Raw genomic sequence first — 23,865 nt, forward strand, 5'->3', positions numbered from 1 at the left:
GCATTATTTCAGTAAAGAGAAACCGGTATTCACCGGTTTTTTTTTATCCAAAAATTGCTGTAATTTGATTTTCTAAATCCATTATACATGAAAAAAATTACTTTCATTTGCACCGCTATCTTAGCAGCTGGTGTATTTAGCTTACAAGCACAAGACCACCGATTCGTTGAAGAGAATCCAACAAAACCTGACAAAACTGAATTTTGGGATCCTGAGATCCGTGTCGTAAGTCCAGGTAAAACCCCATCTGATGCCATTATTTTATTTGATGGTAAAAGTTTAGATAATTGGGAAACTGTTAAAGATGGCAGTCCAGCTAAATGGAAGGTAGAAGATGGTGCCATGACCGTAGTTAAGGGAGCTGGCAATATTTCTACCAAACAAAAATTCACAAATTACCAATTACATATTGAATGGCGCTCTCCGATGGAGCCTGAGACATTAAAGAGCCAAGGGAAAGGGAATAGTGGTATTTTTATGCAAGGAATGTATGAGGTTCAAGTATTGAATTCTTATCAAAATAGAAGTTACCGCAATGGTCAGGCTGGAAGTATTTACAAACAATCTGCACCCTTAGTGAATGCTACTTCACCAATGGGAGAATGGAATTCGTATGATATCATTTATACGGCACCGAAATTTACCATCAATGGTGGGATTGATACTCCAGCTTATGTTACGATAATTCACAATGGAATTGTGGTACAAAATCATACAAAAATTCAAGGAACAACGGAATACATTGGACAGCCTAAAAACCCTGTTCATGGTCCTGGACCTATTAGTTTGCAAGATCATGGTAATCCAGTAAGTTTCCGTAACATCTGGATTCGTGAAATGTAATATTTAATTCATTAATTTTGGGGAAGGTTTTTCTTAGAAAACACCTTCCCTTTTTTTATCCTATGAAATACCTTATTAGTTGGATTTTACGTCATATTCCTAGAAAGTACATTCAATTGGTCGCACATCAATTGTTAAAAGCATACAGTATATTTTTAAAGGGAAATAAAGTCCACTGCCCAATTTGCCAAGAAAACTTTTCTAAGTTTTTACCCTATGGCCGATTACATCCTAGAGAAAATGCCTTATGTCCGTCTTGTTTAAGTTTAGAAAGACATCGATTGATGTATTTATTTTTACAGAAGGAAACTAGCTTTTTTAAAAGCAAGCCTAAATTATTACATATTGCTCCAGAATATTGTTTCATAGATCGATTCGAAAAATTATTAGGTGACAATTATATAACGGCTGATATTGAATCCCCGTTGGCTAAAGTAAAAATGGATTTACATGATATTCCGTTCGAGGACAATAGTTTTGATGTGGTGTTTTGTAATCACGTATTAGAACATGTTCGGGATGATGTACGTTGTATGCAAGAGATTCGTCGAGTTTTAAAGCCAGATGGATTTGCGTTATGCCAAAGTCCACAAAGATTGGATTTGGCTACCACTTACGAGGATGCCAGTATTACAGATCCGAAAGAAAGAGAAATTCATTTTTTACAAGATGACCATTTGCGTATTTATGGTCGTGATTATGGAACTCAATTAGAAAAATCCGGTTTTCAAGTGAGTCCTATTAATATGATTGAAAAAATTGGTTTAGAAGAAAGTAAAAAAATGTCTTTACCCTTAGGTGAAATTATATATTTATGCCACAAATAAAAGCATGAGATACGAAGCACTTCCAGCACAGCTGTACATCAACAACCGTCAAAAATTAGTCCAACAATTAGCACCAAAATCCATTGTGTTAATTTGCTCCAATGATATCATGCCAACCAATGCGGACGGTAGCATGGGATTTAAGCAAAATTCTGATTTACTATATTTATCTGGATTAGATCAGGAGGAAACAATACTTCTTTTGTATCCAGATGCTCCTGAAGAACATCTAAAAGAAATTGCTTTTGTCAGAGAAACATCAGAATTGATTTCTATTTGGGAAGGTCACAAATTTACCAAAGAAGAGGCTCAAGGTATTTCTGGGATTAAGAACATCCAATGGTCACAGCATTTTGAAGCCATATTACAAACTTTAATTTATACGGCTGAAAACATCTATCTGGTTGATAATGAACATATTCGAAATAGCTCTACGGTAGAGACACAAAATGCAAGATTTACAAAATCGTTGCAAGCCAAATATCCTACGCATAATTATAAGCGCTTAGCTCCTATTACGAACACCATTCGTATGAAAAAGGAGTCCGATGAAATTGTGGCCATGCAGAAGGCTATTGATATTACGGAATCAGCATTCAGGCGAGTATTGAAGTTTACAAAACCTGGAGTAACAGAGTATGAAATTGAAGCAGAGTTTATACACGAATTTATTCGACTAAAAGGAGACGGTTTCGCCTATACTCCTATCATTGCATCAGGAGCAAATGCTTGTGTATTACACTACATTGAGAATAGAGAAGTTTGTCAGGATGGTGATGTTATTCTGTTGGACGTAGGTGCAGCATATGGCAATTATAATGCCGATATGACTAGAACGATACCAGTAAATGGCAAGTTTAGTCCTAGACAAAAGCAGGTTTATTTAGCTGTATATGATGTTTTGAATTTTGCTAGTCAATTAATGCGCCCGTCAATCTATTGGGTAGATTATCAAAAAGAAGTGGAGCGGTACATGGAAGGGAAGCTGATCGACTTAGGTCTTTTTTCTCGTGCCGATGTAGAAAAACAAGATAAAAAGGCTCCTTTATTTAAAAAATACTTCATGCATGGAGTGGCTCATCATTTAGGATTGGATGTACATGATGTTTGGGATAAATATAAACCTTTTGAAGCAGGGATGGTTTTAACCTGTGAACCAGGTATTTATATACGTGAAGAAGGATTAGGAATACGATTAGAGAACAACTTGTTAATCACGGAAAACGGGACAGATAATTTGATGAAGCATATACCCATTGAATGGGAAGAGATCGAATCCATCATGCAATCGAAGTAGTAAGTTAACTAATGACAATTTATTCGATTTGAAACGCTAATAAATAGTCTTGCATGTGGTTTGCCACCTTCCGCTTAGCTATATTTGTAAGATGGAAATATGCTTTCCTTAAATTGATTTTAAAAATGGATAATCCTTGTAAAGGAGAATTCCTATTGCCCTGAATAAGAATTTAACATATCTATTCCGTTTCTAGGTAAAACATATATTAACATAAATGAAGAACCTTCGTAATTTTTGCATCATCGCCCATATTGATCACGGAAAAAGTACCTTGGCCGATCGATTAATTGAATTCACGAATACGGTCCAAAAGCGTGATATGATGAATCAGCTATTGGATGATATGGATTTGGAAAGAGAGCGTGGAATTACCATTAAGTCTCATGCGATTCAGATGCAATATCCTAAGGATGGAGAGATTTATACATTTAATTTAATTGATACTCCTGGACACGTCGATTTCTCTTACGAAGTTTCACGATCTATTGCTGCTTGTGAAGGTGCATTATTAATTGTAGATGCCTCCCAAGGTATTGAAGCTCAGACCATTTCCAATTTATATTTGGCTATTAATCATGATTTGGAAATCATTCCAGTTTTGAATAAAATCGACTTACCTGGTGCTATGCCAGAAGAAGTTTCGGATCAAATCATTGATTTAATTGGTTGCAAAAAAGAAGACATCATTCACGCTTCTGGAAAAGAAGGTATTGGAATTCAAGATATATTGGATGCTGTTGTTACGCGTATCCCAGCTCCTAAAGGTAATCCAGAAGAACCTCTACAAGCTTTAATCTTTGATTCAACCTTTAACTCTTACCGAGGAATTGAAGTAATATTCCGTGTTTATAATGGGGAGATTCGTAAAGGAGATCGCGTTAAATTCATGAATACGGGAAAGGAGTATTTTGCGGATGAGATAGGTACCCTAGGTTTGGAACAAGAACCTAAATCCATTATCAAAACAGGGGATGTAGGTTACCTCATTTCAGGGATAAAAGAAGCTAAAGAAGTTAAAGTAGGCGATACGATTTCCCACGTGGCTAATCCATGTAAATCTGCCATACAAGGATTTGAAGAAGTAAAACCTATGGTATTTGCAGGTATTTATCCTGTTGAAACTTCTGAATTTGAGGATTTGAGAGATGCCATGGAGAAGTTACAATTAAATGATGCTTCATTAGTTTGGGAACCTGAAACTTCCATGGCCTTAGGTTTTGGGTTTCGTTGTGGTTTTTTAGGTATGTTGCACATGGAGATTGTTCAAGAACGCTTAGAGCGGGAATTTGACATGACGGTGATTACCACGGTACCATCAGTAAAGTTTAAGGTATTAACTACCGCCGATGAGGAATTATGGGTATCGGCACCAAGTGATTTGCCTGAACCCAATTTGATTAACATCATAGAGGAGCCATACATTAAAGCTCAGATTATCACCAAATCAGAGTATACGGGTGTTATCATGAGTCTTTGCATGGATAAACGGGGGATCCTAACCAATCAAATTTATTTAACTACAGACCGAGTAGAACTGACTTTTGATATGCCTTTGTCGGAGGTAGTATTCGACTTTTTTGACCGTTTAAAAACCATTTCCAGAGGTTATGCATCTTTGGATTATGAATATAAAGGTTACGAGCCTGGTTACTTGGTAAAATTAGATATTATGTTGAACGGGGAAAAAGTAGATGCTTTATCTGCCATCGTTCACCGAGATAAGGCCTATGATTGGGGAAAGCGTTTATGTGAGAAATTGCGTGAATTGCTACCTAGACAACAATTTGAAATAGCTATTCAAGCAGCGATTGGTCAAAAAATCATCGCTCGTGAAACAGTTAAAGCATTAAGAAAAGACGTTTTAGCCAAGTGTTATGGTGGTGATATTTCTCGAAAAAGAAAGTTATTAGAAAAGCAGAAGAAAGGTAAAAAGCGTATGCGTCAAGTGGGTAACGTAGAAATCCCACAAGAAGCATTCATGGCAGTTTTAAAATTAGATTAATCAAATATTTTTACATAATAGTTTTCGAAACAGGCTTCTAAAGCTTAATTTTGAATTTTTAAAAATAAGATAATGGCTGAAGTAATTAGAATGCCCAAGATGAGCGATACCATGGTTGAAGGTGTAATCGCTAATTGGCTAAAGAAAGAGGGTGATGTAATCAAATCTGGTGATATCATAGCTGAGGTGGAAACCGATAAAGCAACGATGGAGTTAGAGAATTACGAGGATGGAACATTATTATATATTGGCGTTAAAGTTGGTGAAGCTGTTCCCGTTGATGGAATTATCGCCATTGTTGGTACTCCAGGAGAAGATTATTCTAGTTTATTAGCTGATGCACCGGTAACGGCTGTAGTTTCTGTAGAAGCTAGCTCAACTCCTGTAGCAGCCCCAGTGGCTACTACTCCTGCGGCTCCAGCAGTAGATTTAAGTTCAATTCCAGCGAAAGCAGTAAGAATGCCTAAGATGAGTGATACCATGGTGGAAGGTGTCATAGCCAAATGGTTGAAGCAAGTAGGCGATGTAGTCAAATCAGGTGATATCATTGCCGAGGTAGAAACTGATAAAGCTACTATGGAATTAGAAAACTACGAAGATGGTACTATCTTATACATTGGGGCCAAAGAAGGTGAAGGTGTTATCGTAGATGGCATCATCATGGTAGTGGGTGAACCAGGCACCGATTTTCAACCACTTTTACAACAAGCTACTACCCGAGCAGTTCCAGCACCTGCTGCACCAGTAGCCGTAGCTGCATCAGCTCCAGTGAAAGAAGCGCCAAAAGCGACTGAAACAAAAGCAACATCTTCTGGAATTCAAGCGGATGCTAAAGGAGGAATTATCAAAGCTTCTCCCCTAGCTAAAGCCTTAGCGAAAGAAAAAAATATTAACCTTAATTGGTTACAAGGAACAGGTGATGGTGGTAGAATTACTAAATCTGACGTAGAAAACTACAAACCAAATGCTGGAGGGGCCACAGGCAACTTCATTTCTGGAGAAGAGAGTTTCGAAGATATTCCAAATAGTCAAATGCGTAAGACAATCGCTCGTCGTTTGTCTGAGTCTAAATTCAGTGCACCAGAGTTTTATTTAACCATGGAAATCAACATGGATAAAGCAATGGAAGCACGTGTCAGTATGAACGAAGTATTGCCAGTCAAAATTTCATTTAATGACATGGTGATCAAAGCGGTAGCTTTGTCTCTAGTAAAACATCCTAAAGTTAATTCATATTGGATGGAAGATCGAATCCGCGTCAATAAGCATGTACACATTGGTATGGCAGTAGCTGTAGAAGATGGTTTATTAGTACCTGTCATTCGTTTTGCTAGTGAGAAATCAATTGCACAGATTTCTGCAGAAGCGAAAGAATTAGGTGGGAAAGCAAAAAACAAACAATTACAACCCAAGGACTGGGAGGGTAATACGTTTACTGTTAGCAATTTGGGTATGTTTGGAATCGATCAATTTACTTCCATCATTAACTCACCCGAATCATGTATTTTGGCAGTGGGCGGTATAAAAGAAACAGTGGGTGTAAAGAATGGTCAATTCTATGCAACGAATATCATGAAGTTAACCTTGACTTGCGACCATCGCGTGGTAGATGGTGCAACAGGTGCTGCGTTTTTACTTACGTTAAAACAGTATCTAGAGGATCCCATTAAGATGTTTATCTAAACAAAAATAATGGCAAGCCTCGAAAATTTCGGGGCTTGTCTATTTTAGGAAAATTACGAATATGAGCAATACTAACATAAGAATCGCAGTGCAGAAATCAGGAAGATTAAGTGACGATTCATTGAAATTATTTAAAGAATGTGGAATTAAGTTTGAGTCTGGCGGATCTAAGTTACGTTCGATATCAAGCAATTTTCCGATTGAATTTTTGTTCTTGCGTGACGATGATATTCCAGGATATGTAGAGGATGGTGTAGCTGATTTAGGAGTAATTGGACTCAATGTATTAGAAGAAAATCGCAAAGAGGTAGAAATTGTCAAGGAATTAGGATTTTCCAAGTGTAGACTATCATTGGCTATTCCTAGAAATGAAGTTTATACGGATTTAAGTTATTTTGAAGGTAAAAATATAGCTACCTCCTATCCTAACTTGACCAATAATTTCCTGAAATCCAAAGGTATTACTGCCCATACACATGAGATTTCTGGTTCAGTGGAAATTGCTCCAAGCATTGGACTTGCGGAAGGAATTTGTGATATTGTTTCCACAGGTGGAACATTACTTAGTAATGGCTTAAAAGAAGTTGCGGAAGTCTTTAAAAGTCAGGCCGTATTGATTTCCAACAACTCATTAACAGCAGAAAAGAAAAGTATTTTAGAAAAACTCACATTCCGCATTGATTCCGTTCAAAGAGGTCAAAATGCTAAGTATGTGGTTTTAAATGCAGAAGAAAAGAATTTAGAGAAAATTATCGCCTTATTACCGGGCATGAAATCGCCTTCTCGTGTACCATTAGCTGAAAAAGGTTGGTATTCCTTGCATTCTGTTATTTCTGAAAATGATTTCTGGGAAATCATTGAGTCTTTGCGCGAAGCGGGTGCTCAAGGAATTTTAGTGTTACCTATTGAGAAAATGATTCTTTAGTATGATTCCTTTTATAAAATATCCTTCTGTCGACACCTTTGCTCAAATTTGTCAAAGACCCAGCTTAGATGCCCAATCTTTGGATGAAATCATTGAAGGGATATTCACACATGTTGAAACCCAACAAGATCAAGCATTGCGTGATTTAACGTTGAAATTTGAAAAGAGAGAGATACAAGAAATTCTTTATACTGAACAAGAAATAAACGAACTTGCTAATCAGGTTCCTGAATCACTAGAAAAGGCTATTCAACAAGCTTATGCCAATATTCATACCTTTCATGAATCTCAACAGTTTGTATCTCATAAAATAGAAACAAGTCCTGGTGTAATTTGTTGGCAGAAGGCTAGCCCAATTGAAAAGGTGGGTATTTATATTCCTGGAGGAACAGCTCCATTATTTTCTACCATTTTAATGTTGGCTATTCCTGCACAAATAGCAGGTTGTAATGAGATTGTTTTATGTACTCCTGCTGTGCATCCAGCCATTTTCTATACTGCAAAGTTGTGTGGCGTTACAAAAATGGCTAAAGTTGGTGGAGCGCAAGCTGTAGCAGCGATGGCTTTAGGAACTGAATCCATTCCAAAAGTGTATAAGATTTTTGGACCTGGTAATCAATATGTGACTGCAGCCAAAATGTTTGCGAACCACAAAGGAATAGCGATCGACATGCCCGCTGGACCCTCTGAGGTGGCGGTATATGCTGATTCACATGCTAATCCAGCCTATGCAGCGGCAGATTTATTGTCACAAGCTGAGCATGGAATTGATTCACAAGTATTTTTAGTGGCTTTAGAAGAATCCTTCATTGAAAAGACTCAAGCAGAACTAGAAAAACAAGTTGAACTTTTGGATAGGAAAGATTTAGCTTTACAAGCCTTGAAAAATTCAAAAGCAATTTTGGTTAAAGATAGAAAAGAAGCAATTCAATTATTAAATGAATATGCCGCTGAGCACTTGATATTAGCCTGTGATCAACCAGAGGAATTTGCTGATCACATTGTGAATGCTGGATCAATCTTTTTGGGTAATTTCACCCCCGAGGCAGCAGGTGATTATGCATCGGGTACTAACCATACTTTACCTACCAATGGATTTGCAAAAGCTTATTCTGGAGTTAATTTGGCTAGTTTTCAGAAAAAAATCACGCTTCAAAGTATCAGTCAAATAGGCTTAGAAGTATTGGGTCAAAGTATCATCGACATGGCAGAGGCTGAATCATTACAGGCACATGCTAATGCCGTAGCGATTCGATTAAACACACGTTCATGAATTATCAATCCATCATATTACCACATATTTGGAATTTGAAACCTTATTCGTCGGCTAGAGATGAATTTAAAGGTAAGGAAGGAGTATTCTTAGATGCTAATGAAAATCCAATAGGTTCTCCACTACCTGAAAATTGGAATCGTTATCCTGATCCCATGCAATGGGAAATCAAGGAAGAGTTGTCGGCTATTAAACAAATTCCTGTCAATCAAATATTTATAGGAAATGGATCTGATGAAGCAATTGACTTAATCATCCGTATGACCTGTGCAGGACCTGCAAATTCGATTATTTTATGCCCTCCTACTTATGGAATGTATGAAGTAAGCGCATCGATTAATCATGTTAAAATCATTGCTGTCCCTTTAACTCAGGAATATCAATTAAACGTTGACCAAATTTTATCTTCGGTAAAAGAAGAAACGCGAATCATCTTTATTTGTTCACCGAATAACCCGACGGGAAATAAAATTAATCGAAATGATATTTATCAAATCATAGAAAATTTTCAGCAAGGTTTTGTCATTATAGATGAAGCCTATATTGATTTTTCTGATGAGCCTAGTTTCATTACAGAATTGAATAAATTTCCTAACGTAATCGTCATGCAAACGCTATCCAAGGCATATGGATTGGCATCTTTGCGTTTAGGAATGGCATATGCGCATCCACAAATTATTCAAATTTTAAATAAAATTAAACCGCCATACAACATAGGTGGAGCGACACAGGCATTGGTTTTAGAGGCTTTAAAGAATAGAGATTTTTTATTTAATTCGATTCAACAAATAAATCATGCAAAAAATACGTTAATTTCAGAGTTGGAAGCTATGCCTCAAGTGATTCGTATTTTTCCTTCTCAAGCTAATTTTATCTTGGTGAAAATGGAAAAAGCGCAAGAATTATTTGATTATTTAATATCGCAACAAGTCATTACTAGAAATCGATCTAATGTGGCTTTATGTGAAAATTCCATCAGAATTACCGTTGGTTTACCAGAGGAAAATCAAGTATTAGTTCAAAAAATACAAGAATTTTATTCTTAACTATATGTTTAAAAAGAGCCTGTTCATTCTGTTATTTACTTGCCTATCCTCCGTAGCTTTTGGTCAAATTCAAGAATGGGCCTCAGGTTTTAGGATTGGTGAACCAGGCGGATTTATGGCACGTAAATATTTGAGTAACGGCATTAATGCGGTAGAAGTTAATATTGGAGCATATGGTGGCTTGTGGGGAACCGACAGAAATTATAAAGATGGTACGTTTAAGAATATTGGTTTCACGATGAATGCTTTGTATTTGTGGCATCATCCCACATTAATTAATTCAGATATCCATACATATTACGGATTTGGTCCTCAGTATACATCCAGAGATTTATATGCCAAAGGAAGTACCACACCAACAAACAATGGGGGATTTGGTGCTGCTGCCGTTGGTGGAATTGAATTTTATCCCGTTGATGCCCCTAATTTATCCTTTTTTGGTGAAGTAGGATTTTACAATGAGATTGCACCTAACCCTTTCTTTTTTCATGTACAAGGTGGAATTGGAGTTCGGGTAAATTTCTAATTGATATTGCAATTTCACAGAAAAATCATGACATTTGCAATCCATAAACGGGGATGTAGCTCAGTTGGCTAGAGCGCTTGCATGGCATGCAAGAGGTCGTCGGTTCGAGCCCGATCTTCTCCACCATTTAAAACGTAGCATGAAGAATGTAGAATGAAAATTCAATTCTTGATGCTACGTTTTTTTAGTGGATGATTTATCATGAAAATTTGTTAGGAGATTAGTCAGGGAGATCGGTCTGTCGAAGAGATTTGTCAAATTTTCAAAATTTGACAAATCTAAGCGGAAATGAGCACATATAAGCTCGTTTATAATCACAAATACTGATAATTTACAGACGATCTTTAAACGACTCATATCCAAAACTTTTGAATAGCACAAAGTTTTGATTCCTATCCAATTTACCAATACTAGGCAAATTAACTCCGTTGAAAGTGGTTGTTTTGACCATTGTATAATGAATCATATCTTCCAAAATGATCTCATCCCCTATTTGTAATGGTTCATCAAAAGAATAGTCTCCATAATAATCTCCAGCTAGACAAGTCATGCCACCAAAGCGATATGTCGGTTTTCCTGCCACTGGTTCTGAATCCGCAAAACGAATTCTTGGTTTATAAGGCATTTCTAAGGTATCAGGCATGTGAGCCGCAAAAGATACATCCAAAATGGCTACATTTATTCCTGCCGAATGAACAATATCTAACACGGTAGATTTTAAAAATCCAATTTGCCAACCCACTGCTGAACCTGGTTCTAAAATAATGGATAAATTAGGGTATTTAGCTTTAAAGCGAGTTAGAACTGATATTAAATGATCTACTTGATAATCTTCCCGAGTTATCAAATGCCCACCTCCAAGATTTAACCATTTAATTTTTGGCAATAAATCACCAAATTTCTCATCAATGACAGCCAACGTTCTTTCCAAAACAAAAGAATCATTTTCACATAAAGTATGAGAATGTAACCCTTCTATTCCTTCAGGTAATGTTTCTCCGATATCAGACCGACGAATTCCCAATCTTGAACCAGGAACGCAAGGATTATACATGTCAGTTTCTACTTCAGCATATTCAGGATTAATACGTATACCACAAGAAATACCCTGCTGAGCCGCACTCTGATAATACTGCTGATATTGATTCAGCGAGTTAAAAGAAAGGTGACTTGTATAAGAAGCTAACTCCTCAAATTCTTTTTCTAAATAAGCTGGTGAATAGACGTGACATTTAACCTGCATCTCTTCATAAGCCAAACGCGCTTCATGCAAAGAACTAGCCGTAGCCCCAGCTAAATACTGTCGAACCAATGGGAATTCATGGTAAAATGAAAAACCCTTTAAGGCACAAATAATCTCAATACCTGCTTCTTGTTGAACCCGTTGCAGTAATCTAAGATTATTCAATAATAGATTTTCCTCCAAAACAAAGCAAGGCGAAGGTATAGTAGGATAAACCTCTGTAGGTCTAATATTCATGTGGAAGGGTGATATTGTGCAATTCGTGCCAAGGTAAACCGTGAATATTTAACATCTCCATAAATGGGTCAGGATTAAATTCTTCTACATTATACACTCCAGCCTTTATCCAATCTCCTTGAATCATTAAACTAGCTCCAATCATGGCAGGTACTCCTGTCGTATAACTAACTCCTTGCGCCTGAACCTCTTTATAGCATTCGGCATGGTGACAGTTGTTATACACATAATACGTAGCTTCTTGACCATCTTTGATACCTTTAATCTGACAACCAATGGAGGTCTGACCAGAATAATTCTCTCCCAAAGTGCCAGGCTCTGGAAGTACCGCTTTTAAAAATTCCAAGGGTACGATATCCATACCATTGAATTTAATTGGCTGAATCGAAGTCATACCCACATTTTGTAATACCTCTAAATGTGTTAAATATGCCTGACCAAAAGTCATCCAAAAACGAGCGCGTTTCAATGTTGGAAAGTTTTTAGTCAAAGACTCTAATTCTTCATGAAATAATAAATAGGATTCTTTAGGTCCTATATTGGGATATTCAATAGGCTTATGAATGGACATCGCTTCAATCTCAACCCATTGACCATTTTCCCAATATTTCCCCTTTTGAGTAATCTCACGAATATTAATTTCTGGATTAAAATTTGTCGCAAAAGCCTTTCCATGATCACCTGCATTACAATCAATGATATCCAAGTAATGCATCTCATCAAAATAATGCTTATTCGCATAAGCTGTGTATACACCGGTTACACCAGGATCAAATCCACAACCTAATAAAGCCATTAATCCAGCTTCCTTAAATCTTTCTTGATAAGCCCACTGCCATGAATATTCAAATTTTGCTTCATCTTTAGGCTCATAATTGGCTGTATCCAAATAATGAACACCTGTAGCCAAACAAGCATCCATAATTGTTAAATCTTGATATGGCAAAGCCACATTAATCACCATGAAAGGCTTTTCCTCAGTGAATAATTTTACTAATTCGGGAACAGAGTCGGCATCTACTTGACGCGTTTTAATCGCAGTAGGAAGTCCAATATTTTGTGCCTCCTTCGCGATTGCATCACATTTGGATAATGTTCTAGAAGCCAACACCACCTCTGAAAAAACCTGGGGATTCATGGCACATTTCTTAGCCACTACATTACCAACACCACCGGCACCGATTATAATTACCTTTTTCGACATAGTTTTATTTAAAAGAATGCAAAAATACATCAAGAGAAGCTTTTATCCTTCAAGCTTTCATTAATTTTTAAAAGGACGTATCAATTTCACAAAACTTCCCAACCAATATTTAGTGTATAAGTTATCTTCTCGTACTCCTTTTGAAGTACTTGAATGAAGAAAATAGACTTCATTGGCAGATTTAATACGTGAAATTATACCTGAATGATTGATTACTTTAGTTTGACTCGTGGCAAAAAATACCCAATCACCTACTTGAGCATCCTGAATTGAAATAGGTAAACCAAATTGTGCTTGATCTTTTGATAGTCTTGGAATTTGAAAATGTTGATCTGCATACATTCTGAATAACAAACCAGAGCAATCCATCCCTTTGCGATCTATTCCTCCAGTTCGGTAAGGCACACCTTGGTATGACAATCCTGAATGAATCAGTTGATCTATTTCACGTATTGTATAATTAGCCTCTATTGGAGGATTTGCTAAACCGAGAAATTGAATTGTCTTTTTCCAAACGGAACAAGAAGAAACAAGAACAAGTAACACCCATAATACAGCAATTCTCCTAAACATATTCCACAGCTTTATCCATCGTATATATAATGGCTCCTTTTACCTCTGGGTAGCCCATTTGTCTAAGTGCTTCGCAATATGAGTTAACTTGGCTTTGATGTGAATCTTTCTTTTTACCTGTTTTATAGTCAACAACAATCAGGGTTTGATTTTGCTTAATGACACGATCGGGACGAATCATATTTCCGTTAGGTAATAAAATATCTTCTTCGGAAATGAATAATTCGCCGGGCTTAAAAAACTGTTTAATGTCATCCATTTCAAGCAGTTCCAATATTTCAGGCAATACTTCTTCTTGATTTATGTCCTCATAAGATTTTAAATTCTCTAATTGCTTGTGAATGACCTCACCAAGTTCCCTTTTTTCTTTAGCGAGGGTATATAGATCTGCCTGTTCGGATCTTACCCGCAATAAGGGTTTTGCGGACGTTTTGGCGTCTAATTTCAAAGAGAGATGAATTTCTGAATCCATCGATCTTTGCTTTTGAATAAATGAAGTTGATTTACTTAATACATAGTACTTGGAAATATCCTCAAATTCTAAGTCCATGAAAGAAGGCAACTCTTCTGATTCTGTCTTACATGTTTGTAAATACTCAAGCAATAATTTACCAATGGATTGTTCAAAAGTTGATTTTGTCTTAAAATGTGACTCAAGATTTGGTTCCGAAAACAAGATATGTAAATGTTGCTTCGCACGTGTACTTGCCACATACAGCATATTCAACGCATCTAAAAATATAGCATCTTTTTCTTGTTGTTTTTGGCTTGCTAGTTGTTCAAATTGATCCAAGTCATTGGCATTTGCCCTAGCATAAAAATATGGTAAAGCACCCTTTTCTTCTAACACAAATTCTTCCTCCTGTATATCCAATTTAAACCAAATTTTATCACGGTCACTGGCTTGATGCGTCCAAGAAGCAAAAGGCAAAATGACTACTGGATATTCCAGACCCTTTGATTTATGAATACTGGTAATGGTAATTGCATCCACATTTTCAGGGCATGAAATACTGAAATTATGCTTGTTAAGATCAAAATAGGCTAAGAAATCCGAAATGGAACTAGCATTTTTCAATGTAAAATCTTGAATTATATCCAGCAATTTCAATACATATTCTGAACCTTCTGTTCGACTAAATAAATCGAATATGGCAATGGTATGATAAACGGTATCTAACAAACTTTCATCCTCCCAAAGAGAATCCATTTGAATGCTATAAAACTCAGCAACATATTGATTCAATACCAATGCCTGATTTGAATTAAATTTACTCTCTTTTTGTAAGAAATTTAAAGCATCCAAAGAAATCGCTTGACCATGAATATCAGCTAAAGCATAAGCGGCTTCAAATAGCAATATGGGCTTTTGAGGATCGACTTTCATTTTTAAGAGTGCCAAAATGAAAGCAACTAATGATGAATAATAGACCAAAAGTGAATCAGCAGAAATAATAGGATAACCAGCTTCTTTTAATTGTAAAGCTAAAAATTTAGCATCCTTATTTTTCCTTGTTAGTAATGCAATATCACCCAAACGAAAACCTGCTGTCACATTATATTCAATCAACTGAATGACATTTTGCAACATCCACTTGGCTTCTAACTCTTTATTTTCTGTTGTAATTACAGGTTTTTGGAATACCAGCATATCTACTTGGCCAGATAATGCAGTCGATGATACTTGGGGAATTTGGGTCATACTATGCCCATATACAGGTTCTAAAAGCGCACAAAATCCTTGATAAGTCGGTTGATTGGAAATCCAAGAGAAAAAAGCATTATTAAATTCAACTATTTCTGGTGCGCTTCGGTAATTACTTTCTAATTGATTTAATTGAATCTGATTCATTAAATAGTCAAGTCGAACTTGATCAAATTCCGATTGATTGAATTTGTCACCTAACAACTGCGGATTTTGTGCTGTCAGGGAGGCTATCAATCCCACTTCACCACCTCTAAACTTGTAGATGGATTGTTTAGCATCCCCTACCAACAAATTGCGCTTTCCTAAAGAAACCGTATTTTCAAGTAATGGCATGAAATTTTTCCACTGCAATATAGATGTGTCTTGGAATTCATCAATAAGAATATGAAAATACCGATCTCCCAATTTTTCATAAATAAAAGGCACGGGATCTTGAGAAATAATTTCATTGATTCTCCTAGCAAATTCCGCTATTGAAATACTCGATTGCTCGTGTTGATAAACTTGATATTCTTCATTAATAGATGAAATCAGGGCTATTTTTTTTAAATCTTTTACGATCAGTTTAAACAATAAATACTTAGATATTTCTTCCTCATACAGTTGAATGAATTCAGTAGCCAAATCAGTTAATTGTTTCGATATACCATCTATTTGAGATTTAGTAATTGGATCTACTTTAGCTGCATGCCATTTGTTCTGATCGATCGCAGTTCTAATACTTGAATATTTATCTATTTTAAGGTTTTGTCCATTCGCAAATTTTCTAAATGCATTAATAGGGCCCTTTACTCCATTGGCAAAATACGATTCTTCAATGTGTAAGGAATCAGCGAGATTAACAATTTCTTGGGATATTTCAACGATTTGATTCTCAATTGAATCTATTTTAGTATTTATTTGATGTTCAATTTTTAAAAAATCAGACATAGAAAAAACTTCCATTTCTTGTTTTATACCAAAATAATTTTCGTCAAATGAAATCTTTAAGAAATCAATTAAACTTTGTCGAATACGATTCCAATTTTTACCATCTATGACTTCCTGTCGAGCGAAGGAAAGAATTAAATCCGTTAAAACGGGATCTCCAGATTGATTTACCTTATCTAAAAGCTGGTCCATCAAATCATTCATCAACGAGTTTATATCCAAGATAACCTCAAATTGACTTGGTAAATGAAGTTCTTCTACAAAGGAACTGCTCAACCTTTGGACAAAAGCATCTATGGTCATCACGGAAAAAAGTCCGTAATCTTGAAGAATTTGTTGTAGTGTGATGTAGGCACGCGTAGCCAATTCGTCTAAGGTCAATTCAATGCCTTCTTTTGCTAGATCCTCTTGAATTCGACGCAATAATTGATTTGACTCTGAAATCTCTTTTTCTGCCATATCCACAAAAGCTGGATAAGCTGATATACCTGATAATGCTTTGATGATTCTAGTTCGCATTTCCTCGGCAGCTTTAATGGTAAATGTTACTGCTAAAATTCGTCGGAAATAACCACGAGGCTCCACTTCGTGTAATGACAACTTGATGTACTCCAGCGTTAATGTATAGGTTTTACCAGACCCAGCAGAAGCAGAAAAAAGTTGTAAAGGGGAGGCTAACATGAAAAAACTATTTAGAATGCAAGATAAAATAAAAATAGGATTAATTCGGTGTGCCTTTTATTGCTATCTTTGTTTCCCGTAACCAAACAAACAAATTCCCAATGTCAGGTAAAGGGACCACAAAGAAATCAAAGTACATTTTCGTTACGGGTGGAGTAACTTCTTCATTAGGTAAAGGCATCATAGCGTCCTCTTTAGCCAAGCTTTTACAGGCTAGAGGATTAAGCTGTACCATTCAAAAATTCGATCCATATATTAATATTGATCCAGGAACATTAAATCCCTACGAACATGGGGAATGTTATGTTACCAATGATGGTGCCGAAACCGATTTAGATTTAGGCCACTACGAGCGTTTCTTAAATACGCCAACAAGTCAGGCTAATAACATTACTACAGGTAGAATTTACCATAATGTCATTACCAAGGAAAGAAGAGGCGATTATTTAGGCAAGACAGTTCAGGTAGTTCCCCACATTACCGACGAAATCAAAAGAAATATTTTGCTTTTAGGCGAAACAGGTAAATTTGATATCGTTATTACTGAAATAGGTGGATGTGTCGGCGATATCGAATCCTTACCATTTATTGAGGCTGCCCGACAATTGAAGTGGGATTTAGGTGAGAAAAATACCTTATTTATCCATTTGACGCTTATACCCTATTTAAGTTCAGCTGGGGAATTAAAAACTAAACCTACCCAGCACTCGGTAAAAACGTTATCAGAATCAGGTATTCAACCTGATATTTTGGTTTGTCGCACAGAACATCCATTACCACAAGAAATGAAGCGCAAGATTGGCTTATTCTGTAACGTAACAGAACAAGACGTCATTGAAGCAATGGATGCCGAAACTATTTATGATGTTCCTTTATTAATGAAGGAAGAACGTTTAGATAGTCGAGTTTTATATAAATTAGATATTTACAACGACAAGGATTCGAACTTAGTTAATTGGAAAAACTTTTTGTCTAAGCTTAAAAATCCCAAATTTGAAATTTCCATTGGGCTAATTGGTAAGTACGTTGAGTTAAAAGATTCTTATAAATCCATCGCTGAAGCCTTTATTCACGCGGGAGTGGCCAATGAAATTAAAGTCAATGTGAAATGGATTTCATCTGAAACGATGGATGATGAAAATACCCAAGAAACGTTAACTGGTCTTGATGGCATTTTAGTAGCTCCAGGTTTTGGAGAAAGAGGGATTCAAGGAAAAATCAATGCAGTAAAATTTGCTCGAGAAAATAAGATACCATTCTTGGGTATTTGTTTAGGAATGCAATGTGCGGTCATTGAGTTTGCTCGGAATGTGATCGGTTTGGAAGATGCTCACTCGTTTGAAATGAACCCAGAAACACCTTATCCAGTGATTGATATCATGGAAGATCAGAAGAAAATATCTGAGAAAGGTGGAACCATGCGTTTAGGTGCTTATCCATGTAAAATTGAAAAAGGAACTTTGGCGCATAAAATTTATGGAAAATCATCCATTCAAGAACGTCATAGACACCGCTACGAGTTTAATAATACATATTTAGATCAGTATCATCAAGCAGGAATGGTGACCTCAGGAGTTAATCCTGACAGCAATTTAGTGGAGATTGTGGAATTACCCAATCATCCATTTTTTGTAGGAGTACAATTTCACCCAGAATATAAATCTACCGTGGAAGCTCCTTCTCCCCTGTTTGTTCATTTTGTTAAAGCAGCTTATCAACATGCTGTTCCATTTATTAAAAATTCAAAATAGTATTTAGACGTATCTTATGGATAGGAATTCAGTTACCGGTATTGTATTGATATTAGCCATGTTATTGGGTTATCAATACTTCTTTGCTCCCAAAGAACCGATTAAGAGTGAAACCAGTGTAAAAGCAGCCTCAAGCACAAAAAAAATTGACACTTTAGTTTCAAAAGCTAGCCCGGCACAAGTAATAAAAGATACAGCCATTGCTAGCATCAAAGAAGAGACCTTTGTATTAGAAAATAAGGATATTCAGGTTCAATTAAGCAATTACGGAGGAAAAATAGTTTCCGTGACACTGAAGAACTATGAATCGTATAAAAATTACAATCAAGGACTAAAAGCTGGTTTGAAATTATTCGATGCTAAAAAGGACCAATTCGACGTAGAGCTTCCTATTTCTGGTAAAAAAGTAAAATTGTACGATTTAACGTATCAAGCTAAATCAAGTCCTCAAGGTGTAGAATTTGTAAGCACCTTGCCTACTGGAAAAGTAATCAAACAAACCTATAGCCTAGCTAAAGAGGGATTTGAGCTAAATTATGGCATTGATGCGAAATCATTAGGAACAGATTTGGGTGCTGAATACCAAATCCATTGGAAAGAAAACATCCATCAATCAGAGAAAGATATTGCTGAAGAAAGAAAAGCAACGATCAATTATTTGTTGCATGAAGATGAAGAGTTTGATTATTTATCTGAAAACCCATCAGCGAATGAGGCAGATAATATTACATCTAAATTGGATTGGATCACTTTTAAAAAGAAGTATTTCATAACAGGTTTGATTCCTCAAGGATTTCAATTTCAAAAAGCGGCATTAAGTAGTACTCCAAATTTGAATGATTCATTGAATATCAAAACGTTGGATGCCAATATGGTAGCTTCTACCCAAGACTTGCTTCAAGGAAAATCAAATTTTAAATTTTACTTTGGACCCAATGATTATTCCATCATTAAACATGTGGCTCCGTCATTTGGAAAGAATGTTAAGTTAAGCTACGACTTCTTACTCCCTATTACACGCTATATATTCGTTCCTTTGTTCGATTTCTTAGAAAGTATTGTTTCTAATTACGGATTATTAATTGTTTTATTGGTTCTAATCATCAAAACAGCCTTACTACCATTGACTTATAAGTCGTATGTATCTATGGCTAAAACAAGGATATTGGCCCCAGAAATTGCAGCAATTAAAGAGAAAATCGGAGATGATGCAGCCAAAGTTCAGCAGGAAACCATGAAACTATATGGTGAAGTGGGTGTCAATCCGCTAAGTGGTTGTATACCTGTATTAGCCACCATGCCTGTTTTAATGGCGGTTTTCATGTTATTTCCAAATCTAATCAACCTGAGACAGGAATCCTTTTGGTGGGCCAATGATTTATCTACTTTTGACTCTGTCTTGGATTTACCCTTTGCTATTCCATTTTATGGATCTCATGTCAGTATGTTTTGTTTACTAATGACTTTGTCCCAATTGGCTTACGGGTATTATAACAACCAAATTACACCTGATCAACCAGGACAGCCGATTAATATGAAAATGATGGCCTATGTAACGCCAGTCATATTTATGTTTGTGATGAACTCATTTCCGGCAGGATTAAGTTTCTATTATTTTGTATCCAACTTAGTGACCATCGGTCAGCAATTGGCCATTCGTAAATTTGTGGATGAAGATAAAATCAAGCGTCTGTTAGATGAAAATCGCAAGAAAATAGCTGCTGGTGGTGGTGCTAAAAAGTCGCGATTCTCTCAATACCTTCAAACTCAAATGAAGGCGGTTGAAGAACAGCAAAAAGAACAAAAGAACTCCAATACTAAGAAGAAGAAATAGTTATGGGATCATTAAGTGCTTCCTATTTTGAACGCGCACAAGAAGTTATACCAGGAGGAGTTAATTCGCCTGTTCGAGCATTTAAATCAGTAGGTGGTTCACCCCTATTCATTCAATCTGCCAAAGGTGCATACCTAAAGGATGTTGATGGTAAAGAATATATTGACCTAATAGGTTCTTGGGGACCTATGCTTTTTGGACAAGCGCATCCGAGAATTGAAAACGCGGTTCGTGAGGCTTTGTCTAATGGCTTTTCATTTGGAGCTCCGTCTTATAATGAGGTTTTAATCGCAGAGAAAATCGTTTCCATGATTCCATCCATCGAGAAGGTTCGATTGGTAAATTCAGGAACTGAAGCCACCATGGCAGCTATTCGATTGGCAAGGGCTTACACTAAAAGAGACAAAATTATCAAATTTGAAGGATGCTATCATGGTCATGGTGATTCCTTTTTAATAGCTGCTGGTTCTGGCGTTGCCACCTTAGGTACACCTGATAGTCCAGGTGTTACAGTTTCTACAGCAAAAGATACCTTAACGGCCATATATAACGATTTAAGTTCATTAAGAAACTTATTCGAGGCCAATCCAACTGATATTTCAGCAGTCATTTTGGAACCTGTTGTTGGAAATATGGGATTAGTTATTCCCGAACCTGGTTTCATTGAAGGGATTCAACAATTATGTAAGTCATATGGGAGTCTATTGATATTTGATGAAGTTATGACAGGTTTCAGACTGTCATCATCTGGTTATCAAGGTCTCACGGATATTCAACCTGATTTAACCACTTTAGGTAAAATCATAGGTGGAGGTCTACCAGTGGGTGCTTATGGCGGTAAAGCCGAAATCATGAACATGATAGCACCATCTGGACCCGTATATCAAGCAGGTACGCTTTCTGGAAACCCACTCGCTACTACAGCTGGTTTAGCCATGTTAAATTTAATTACGGATAATCCCGAGGTTTACCCAACTTTAAATCAAAAGGGAGAATATTTGGCAGCAGGTATACGACAGCAATTAATGGATCTTAAAATTGATGGCTTTGTGAATCAAATAGGTTCTATGTTCACTTTGTTTTTCACCAATATAGCCGTGAAAAATTTCAGCGACGCTAAAACTTCGGATACGGCAAAATTTGGCGTCTACTTTAGAGAAATGTTGAACCAAGGTGTGTATTTACCTCCTTCACAATTTGAATCTTGGTTTTTATCCGCTGCGCTAGATCAATCACATCTAGACCATATTTTAAAAGCCAGTAGAATTGCTTTAGAAAAAACACTAGTAGTTTAATATTTGCTAGAAGAGCTCATCGCTTCATGAAAGAAGAATCCACTTTCTATAGTGTAATTATTCCAGTCTACAATCGTCCTCAAGAATTGGACGAACTTTTACACTGTTTGACTCTTCAGAGTTTTCTTCATTTTGAAGTTCTAATTATAGAAGACGGATCTCAAATTTCTTCTCAAGAAATAGTATCAAAATATGCCAAGCTTCTAGATATTCATTATTTCTATAAAGAAAACGGTGGACAAGGATTTGCTAGAAACTATGCCTTTGAAAGAGCAAAAGGAGATTTTTTTGTTATTTTGGATTCCGATGCTTTAGTAGAATCTAGCTATTTAGAAGAAGTAGAAAAGGGAATAAGCGAGAAAAATATCGATTTGTTTGGTGGACCAGATAAAGATCATGTGAGCTTCACTCCCATACAAAAAGCCATCAGCTTTAGTATGACTAGCCTATTTACAACTGGAGGAATTCGAGGAAAGGAAAAGAATGTAGGTGGAAAATTTCATCCTAGGAGCTTTAATATGGGTATATCTAGAAAGGTATGGGAAGCCACACATGGATTCAAAATTACTCGTATGGGTGAAGATATAGAATTTAGTATTCGATGTTTGTCCTTAGGTTTCCATTCGGCTTTACTTCCTAAAGCATTCATATATCATAAAAGACGTACCGACTTTACTCAATTTTATAAGCAATTACACTTTTTCGGTCGGGCTAGAATCAATATTTCCAGATTCTTTCCTAAAGAATTAAAATGGGTACATTTTTTCCCAGCTTGTTATTTAATCGGATTAATTCTTGTTGGAATATGCCTTATTCTATTTCCTGAATTGGGTAAATACTTGGCTGGATTTGTCGTATTGTATTGGTTGGGGATATTTATCGATGCAATTGTTCAAACAAAAAGCCTTAAAATAGCAATCCTTGGACTTATCGCAGCTAACATTCAGTTAATCGCTTATGGCCAAGGATTTCTAGAAGAGGCATGGCAGAAATTTACCAATAAGCCTTCTTAAGCAAATAATTCTGAACGTAATCTTTCACTCCTTCTTCCAATGTATGGAAAGGTTGTGTAAAACCAATTTGACGTAACTTCGACATATTGGCTTCGGTAAAGTATTGGTACTTATCACGTATATCCATGGGCGTATCGATGTAATTAATAACAGCCTCTTTGCCCATAGCAGCAAAAGTCGATTTACCTAAATCATTAAATGAACGAGCAATGCCAGTTCCTAAATTGTAGATTCCTGAGTTCTTACGGTGTTCCATGAAGAAGATACATACATCGATTAAATCTTTGACATAGATAAAATCCCTCATTTGCTCGCCATCACCATAATCTGGACGGTGCGATCGGAATAAGTTAAGACTCCCCTTTTCATTGATTTGACGGAATGCATGCCAAATAACCGAGGCCATGCGACCTTTATGGTATTCATTAGGACCATACACATTAAAAAACTTCAATCCAGCCCAGAAAAAAGGCTTTTTCTCTTGTTGCAATGCCCAAATATCAAAGTCGTTTTTTGAATCTCCATAGGGATTCAATGGCTTTAATCCGGGTATTTTACTTTCATCGTCATCGTATCCTAATTCTCCCAAACCATAAGTTGCAGCAGATGAAGCATACACCAATGGAATTTGATATTCAACACAACGATTCCAAATTTCCTTGGAATAATTCACATTCAAATCATCAAAGATCGATTTATCAAACTCGGTGGTGTCCGTACGAGCACCAATGTGAAAGATGAACTCCACTTCTCTAAAATTGGAATCTAACCAAGAGAAAAACTGAGTTCTCTCCACTTTTTCCTTGATTTTTTTACCAAGCAAATTTTTGTTTTTTTCCTCGAAAGAAAAATCATCTACTGCGATAATGTAGTTAAAATTCAATTCGTTTAATTTTTGAATTAAACAACTACCAATGAATCCAGCAGCTCCTGTAACAATGATCATAATTAAATAGATTATATAGATTTAG

Annotated in this window: 18 protein-coding genes and 1 tRNA gene; 14 read left to right on the forward strand and 5 right to left on the reverse strand. The window is 36.3% G+C overall.

Annotated features, from left to right (window positions below):
• Nucleotides 1-87: 87 nt before the first annotated feature.
• The 10 genes from G9H65_RS04310 (at nucleotide 88) to G9H65_RS04355 (ending at nucleotide 10,551) form a co-directional block, all read left to right on the forward strand.
• On the forward strand, nucleotides 88-843 hold the full coding sequence (locus G9H65_RS04310) for a 3-keto-disaccharide hydrolase (RefSeq protein ID WP_166374110.1): 756 nt from the start codon (nucleotides 88-90) through the stop codon (nucleotides 841-843).
• Nucleotides 844-905: 62 nt separating this feature from the next.
• On the forward strand, nucleotides 906-1,670 hold the full coding sequence (locus G9H65_RS04315; RefSeq protein ID WP_166374111.1) for a class I SAM-dependent methyltransferase: 765 nt from the start codon (nucleotides 906-908) through the stop codon (nucleotides 1,668-1,670).
• Between the two features lie 4 nt (nucleotides 1,671-1,674).
• Nucleotides 1,675-2,967: an aminopeptidase P family protein gene (locus G9H65_RS04320; RefSeq protein WP_166374112.1), complete on the forward strand. Its 1,293-nt coding sequence runs from the start codon at nucleotides 1,675-1,677 to the stop codon at nucleotides 2,965-2,967.
• 217 nt (nucleotides 2,968-3,184) lie between these two features.
• Nucleotides 3,185-4,972: a translation elongation factor 4 gene (gene lepA / locus G9H65_RS04325; RefSeq protein ID WP_166374113.1), complete on the forward strand. Its 1,788-nt coding sequence runs from the start codon at nucleotides 3,185-3,187 to the stop codon at nucleotides 4,970-4,972.
• A gap of 72 nt (nucleotides 4,973-5,044) precedes the next feature.
• Complete coding sequence (locus G9H65_RS04330) at nucleotides 5,045-6,655, forward strand: dihydrolipoamide acetyltransferase family protein (protein WP_166374114.1); 1,611 nt, start codon at nucleotides 5,045-5,047, stop codon at nucleotides 6,653-6,655.
• 61 nt (nucleotides 6,656-6,716) lie between these two features.
• Nucleotides 6,717-7,580 carry an ATP phosphoribosyltransferase gene (hisG, locus tag G9H65_RS04335; protein ID WP_166374115.1) on the forward strand — a complete coding sequence of 288 codons (864 nt, stop codon included), beginning with the start codon at nucleotides 6,717-6,719 and terminating at the stop codon, nucleotides 7,578-7,580.
• A gap of 1 nt (nucleotide 7,581) precedes the next feature.
• Entirely contained in the window at nucleotides 7,582-8,853 is a 1,272-nt protein-coding gene (gene hisD / locus G9H65_RS04340) for a histidinol dehydrogenase (protein WP_205753242.1), read from the forward strand.
• Complete coding sequence (gene hisC, locus G9H65_RS04345; RefSeq protein WP_166374116.1) at nucleotides 8,850-9,899, forward strand: histidinol-phosphate transaminase; 1,050 nt, start codon at nucleotides 8,850-8,852, stop codon at nucleotides 9,897-9,899. Before hisD ends, hisC begins: the two co-directional genes overlap by 4 nt.
• A 4-nt stretch (nucleotides 9,900-9,903) precedes the next feature.
• Nucleotides 9,904-10,425, forward strand: coding sequence for a hypothetical protein (locus tag G9H65_RS04350; protein ID WP_166374117.1), 522 nt, complete (start codon nucleotides 9,904-9,906; stop codon nucleotides 10,423-10,425).
• 49 nt (nucleotides 10,426-10,474) lie between these two features.
• Nucleotides 10,475-10,551, forward strand: a tRNA-Ala gene (locus tag G9H65_RS04355).
• Nucleotides 10,552-10,756: 205 nt separating this feature from the next.
• Here the strand turns inward: G9H65_RS04355 and nspC are convergent.
• The 4 genes from nspC to G9H65_RS04375 are packed head-to-tail and all read right to left on the reverse strand — an operon-like array spanning nucleotide 10,757 to nucleotide 17,001.
• Entirely contained in the window at nucleotides 10,757-11,905 is a 1,149-nt protein-coding gene (gene nspC / locus G9H65_RS04360) for a carboxynorspermidine decarboxylase (RefSeq protein WP_166374118.1), read from the reverse strand.
• Nucleotides 11,895-13,109, reverse strand: coding sequence for a saccharopine dehydrogenase family protein (locus G9H65_RS04365; RefSeq protein ID WP_166374119.1), 1,215 nt, complete (start codon nucleotides 13,107-13,109; stop codon nucleotides 11,895-11,897). Before G9H65_RS04365 ends, nspC begins: the two co-directional genes overlap by 11 nt.
• 60 nt (nucleotides 13,110-13,169) lie before the next feature.
• Nucleotides 13,170-13,682, reverse strand: a complete 513-nt coding sequence (locus G9H65_RS04370) for a C40 family peptidase (RefSeq protein ID WP_166374120.1) — start codon at nucleotides 13,680-13,682, stop codon at nucleotides 13,170-13,172.
• The gene (locus G9H65_RS04375; protein ID WP_166374121.1) at nucleotides 13,675-17,001 is read right to left on the reverse strand and encodes a UvrD-helicase domain-containing protein; all 3,327 of its coding nucleotides are present in this window, start codon (nucleotides 16,999-17,001) and stop codon (nucleotides 13,675-13,677) included. The genes G9H65_RS04370 and G9H65_RS04375 overlap by 8 nt, the downstream gene beginning before the upstream one ends.
• A 101-nt stretch (nucleotides 17,002-17,102) precedes the next feature.
• On the opposite strand from G9H65_RS04375, the gene G9H65_RS04380 reads away from it, so the two are divergent.
• The 4 genes from G9H65_RS04380 to G9H65_RS04395 are packed head-to-tail and all read left to right on the forward strand — an operon-like array spanning nucleotide 17,103 to nucleotide 22,894.
• Nucleotides 17,103-18,752 carry a CTP synthase gene (locus G9H65_RS04380; protein ID WP_166374122.1) on the forward strand — a complete coding sequence of 550 codons (1,650 nt, stop codon included), beginning with the start codon at nucleotides 17,103-17,105 and terminating at the stop codon, nucleotides 18,750-18,752.
• A 16-nt stretch (nucleotides 18,753-18,768) separates the two neighbouring features.
• Nucleotides 18,769-20,586 (forward strand): membrane protein insertase YidC, encoded by a 1,818-nt coding sequence (gene yidC / locus G9H65_RS04385; protein ID WP_166374123.1) that lies wholly within the window; start codon nucleotides 18,769-18,771, stop codon nucleotides 20,584-20,586.
• Nucleotides 20,587-20,588: 2 nt separating this feature from the next.
• On the forward strand, nucleotides 20,589-21,881 hold the full coding sequence (hemL, locus tag G9H65_RS04390; protein WP_166374124.1) for a glutamate-1-semialdehyde 2,1-aminomutase: 1,293 nt from the start codon (nucleotides 20,589-20,591) through the stop codon (nucleotides 21,879-21,881).
• A 26-nt stretch (nucleotides 21,882-21,907) separates the two neighbouring features.
• Complete coding sequence (locus tag G9H65_RS04395; protein ID WP_166374125.1) at nucleotides 21,908-22,894, forward strand: glycosyltransferase; 987 nt, start codon at nucleotides 21,908-21,910, stop codon at nucleotides 22,892-22,894.
• Here the strand turns inward: G9H65_RS04395 and rfaD are convergent.
• Nucleotides 22,875-23,840: an ADP-glyceromanno-heptose 6-epimerase gene (gene rfaD, locus G9H65_RS04400; RefSeq protein WP_166374126.1), complete on the reverse strand. Its 966-nt coding sequence runs from the start codon at nucleotides 23,838-23,840 to the stop codon at nucleotides 22,875-22,877. The genes G9H65_RS04395 and rfaD overlap by 20 nt on opposite strands.
• Nucleotides 23,841-23,865 lie beyond the last annotated feature (25 nt).

Origin of the sequence: Aquirufa ecclesiirivi (assembly GCF_011250515.1) — a bacterium.
In the GTDB taxonomy this organism is placed as follows: domain Bacteria; phylum Bacteroidota; class Bacteroidia; order Cytophagales; family Spirosomataceae; genus Aquirufa; species Aquirufa ecclesiirivi.

Bases quoted from the DNA above. Each gene is read 5' to 3' on its own strand.
- G9H65_RS04310 (WP_166374110.1), top strand. From the start codon at position 88: ATGAAAAAAATTACTTTCATTTGCACCGCTATCTTAGCAGCTGGTGTA.
- G9H65_RS04315 (WP_166374111.1), top strand. From the start codon at position 906: ATGAAATACCTTATTAGTTGGATTTTACGTCATATTCCTAGAAAGTAC.
- G9H65_RS04320 (WP_166374112.1), top strand. From the start codon at position 1,675: ATGAGATACGAAGCACTTCCAGCACAGCTGTACATCAACAACCGTCAA.
- lepA (WP_166374113.1), top strand. From the start codon at position 3,185: ATGAAGAACCTTCGTAATTTTTGCATCATCGCCCATATTGATCACGGA.
- G9H65_RS04330 (WP_166374114.1), top strand. From the start codon at position 5,045: ATGGCTGAAGTAATTAGAATGCCCAAGATGAGCGATACCATGGTTGAA.
- hisG (WP_166374115.1), top strand. From the start codon at position 6,717: ATGAGCAATACTAACATAAGAATCGCAGTGCAGAAATCAGGAAGATTA.
- hisD (WP_205753242.1), top strand. From the start codon at position 7,582: ATGATTCCTTTTATAAAATATCCTTCTGTCGACACCTTTGCTCAAATT.
- hisC (WP_166374116.1), top strand. From the start codon at position 8,850: ATGAATTATCAATCCATCATATTACCACATATTTGGAATTTGAAACCT.
- G9H65_RS04350 (WP_166374117.1), top strand. From the start codon at position 9,904: ATGTTTAAAAAGAGCCTGTTCATTCTGTTATTTACTTGCCTATCCTCC.
- nspC (WP_166374118.1), bottom strand. From the start codon at position 11,905: ATGAATATTAGACCTACAGAGGTTTATCCTACTATACCTTCGCCTTGC.
- G9H65_RS04365 (WP_166374119.1), bottom strand. From the start codon at position 13,109: ATGTCGAAAAAGGTAATTATAATCGGTGCCGGTGGTGTTGGTAATGTA.
- G9H65_RS04370 (WP_166374120.1), bottom strand. From the start codon at position 13,682: ATGTTTAGGAGAATTGCTGTATTATGGGTGTTACTTGTTCTTGTTTCT.
- G9H65_RS04375 (WP_166374121.1), bottom strand. From the start codon at position 17,001: ATGTTAGCCTCCCCTTTACAACTTTTTTCTGCTTCTGCTGGGTCTGGT.
- G9H65_RS04380 (WP_166374122.1), top strand. From the start codon at position 17,103: ATGTCAGGTAAAGGGACCACAAAGAAATCAAAGTACATTTTCGTTACG.
- yidC (WP_166374123.1), top strand. From the start codon at position 18,769: ATGGATAGGAATTCAGTTACCGGTATTGTATTGATATTAGCCATGTTA.
- hemL (WP_166374124.1), top strand. From the start codon at position 20,589: ATGGGATCATTAAGTGCTTCCTATTTTGAACGCGCACAAGAAGTTATA.
- G9H65_RS04395 (WP_166374125.1), top strand. From the start codon at position 21,908: ATGAAAGAAGAATCCACTTTCTATAGTGTAATTATTCCAGTCTACAAT.
- rfaD (WP_166374126.1), bottom strand. From the start codon at position 23,840: ATGATCATTGTTACAGGAGCTGCTGGATTCATTGGTAGTTGTTTAATT.